Origin of the sequence: Halobacillus sp., from assembly GCF_049282395.1 — a bacterium.
Classification (GTDB): Bacteria; Bacillota; Bacilli; order Bacillales; family Halobacillaceae; genus Halobacillus.
In genome coordinates, this window is sequence record NZ_JBAPTY010000272.1 from 1 (window position 1) to 2,408 (window position 2,408).

At 45.6% G+C, this 2,408-nt stretch carries 2 protein-coding genes; both read left to right on the forward strand.

The genetic code is table 11. From position 1 onward, the window contains the following. On the forward strand, positions 1-1,016 hold a 1,016-nt coding region (locus tag WAM07_RS11380; RefSeq protein WP_422166946.1), incomplete at its 5' end, for a glycerate kinase. A 14-nt stretch (positions 1,017-1,030) separates the two neighbouring features. Beyond that, positions 1,031-2,389 carry a GntP family permease gene (locus WAM07_RS11385; protein ID WP_422166947.1) on the forward strand — a complete coding sequence of 453 codons (1,359 nt, stop codon included), beginning with the start codon at positions 1,031-1,033 and terminating at the stop codon, positions 2,387-2,389. Positions 2,390-2,408 lie beyond the last annotated feature (19 nt).

Genomic DNA, 2,408 nt, shown 5'->3' on the forward strand with positions numbered 1-2,408 from the left:
TTCTAAAACCGATGGCTGACGGCGGAGAGGGGACCCTCGAGGCTTTAGCCAATGCCTCCGATCCTCAAAAAGTGAACCTGACATGTACAGGTCCTCTTGGTGAAAAAGTCGAAAGTTCGTACGTCGAATTTGAGGATCGAGCTGTCATTGAAGGAGCTGCTATTGCGGGATTACCCCTTGTTCCTGAAGAACAGAGAAATCCTGATTACACCACTACATACGGGATCGGCGAAGCGATCTTACATGCTTTGAACCGCGGACACCGTGAGCTGATGATCGCCATTGGAGGAAGCTCCAGCAATGATGGAGGTCTTGGGATGCTGCAAGCTCTCGGAATGAAGACCTTTGACGACGATGGAAAGGAAACAGGAGGATTTGGAAAAGATCTATTCCATATTAAAAGGATTGACTTTTCTTCGATCGATTCCCGATTAAAAAAAACAACGATCAGGGTTGCGTCTGATGTTGACAACCCTCTAACAGGACCTAAAGGCGCAAGCCATGTTTATGGACCTCAAAAAGGAGCTTCAGAAGAACAGGTACTTGCTTATGATGATGCTTTGTTCGACTACGGAACGCTTGTCGAAAATGCGAGTGGTATAGCGGTCATGAATTCTCCTGGAGCTGGAGCTGCAGGCGGACTTGGCTTTGCTTTTTTATCCATTGGAGCATCACTGGAATCGGGAGCCAGACTCATCTCAGAAGCTATTCATTTGCCAGAAGAGATAAAAAGGGCTGACCTGGTTGTAACCGGTGAGGGCCAAAGTGACGAACAGACGATGTACGGAAAAGCTCCAGGTTATGTAGCAGAATTGGCGAAGCAGCACAATAAGCCTGCTCTTCTCCTATCAGGTAGCTTGGATGGAGATTACGAGGAATTAAATCATGTTTTTACGGGATGCTTTTCGATCGTTCCAGGACCTAGAGATCTAACAGAATGTATGGATCATGCGGAAGAGTACTTGTACAAAGCAACAATACAAGTCGCACGTCTTGTTTCGAATTTTACAAACTAAAAGGAGTGGACAGTATGGATGGAATCGGATTAATTCTTATTATTATTGCAGGTGTTTTCTTTGTAATCGTAGCTACAGCCAAGTTCAACCTTCACCCTTTTCTTTCGTTATTAATTGCGGCATTCGCCATTGGGATATCGTCAGGGATGCCGCTTCCCGATGTAGTTGAAGCTGTGAATGGCGGCTTTGGCGGGTTGATGGGTGGTATAGGATTAGTAATTGTATTCGGTACAATCATCGGAGTGATATTGGAAAAATCCGGTGCCGCGCTTCGAATGGCTGAAGTTGTACTTCGTATCGTCGGCGAAAAGCGTCCTCAGCTGGCTATGAGTGCAATTGGCAGTATCGTAAGTATCCCCGTCTTCTGTGATTCTGGATACGTTATATTATCTTCATTAAAGAAAGCGCTTGCAAATAAAACCAAGGTAACCGTTGCCTCTATGGCAATTGCCTTATCCACTGGTTTATTCGCTACTCATACCCTGGTCCCGCCGACTCCCGGACCGATTGCTGCAGCCGGGAACATCGGAGCGGAAAACTATTTAGGTACCGTCATCCTGTTCGGAATTATTGTTGCCATCCCTGCAATTCTCGCTGGTTACCTTTGGGCGGTTAAAGCAGGAACAAAGATCCATATCCAATCTGATGAAGACGAGTCTATGTATAACTACGATGAAGTGGTGAGCAGTTTTGGTGACATGCCTTCTGCTATAAAATCCTTTGCGCCTATTCTCGTACCGATTTTACTGATCGGATTCAGTTCGGTGATTACATTCGCAGGCTGGACAGGAAGTATTTTTTCCTTCTTCTTATTCTTAGGTTCACCTGTTGTTGCCTTGCTTGTCGGAGTGCTGTTCGCTTTCGCTCTGCTTCCGAAATTTGATGAAGAAACTTTAACAGAATGGATTGGCGTGGGCATTAAAGAAGCCGCCCCTATTCTATTAATCACAGGCGCAGGTGGGGCGTTCGGGTCCGTTATCAGCTCGACAAGTATAGCAGATTTAATTAAGGGTATAGCAGGTAACGATTTAGCTGTAGGTGCTCTATTCATCTTTATACCTTTTGTTATTGCAGCAGCCTTAAAGAGTGCGCAGGGGTCCTCTACAGCAGCTATTGTAATCACCTCTACTTTAATTGCTCCATTACTCACTCAACTGGGTATCGAAGGGGCTGTGCCGCTTGCTCTTGTGGTCATGTCCGTGGGAGCGGGGGCCATGGTCGTTTCTCACGTCAATGATAGTTATTTCTGGGTGGTTAAAGAATTTAGTGGAATGTCGATAACCCAGGCTTATAAAGCTCAGACAATGGGTACGCTTATTCAGGGCGGTACGGCAATTGTAGTTACTTCTATACTCTGGTTTTTACTGGTATAAATTAAAGGTAAGCTGACAA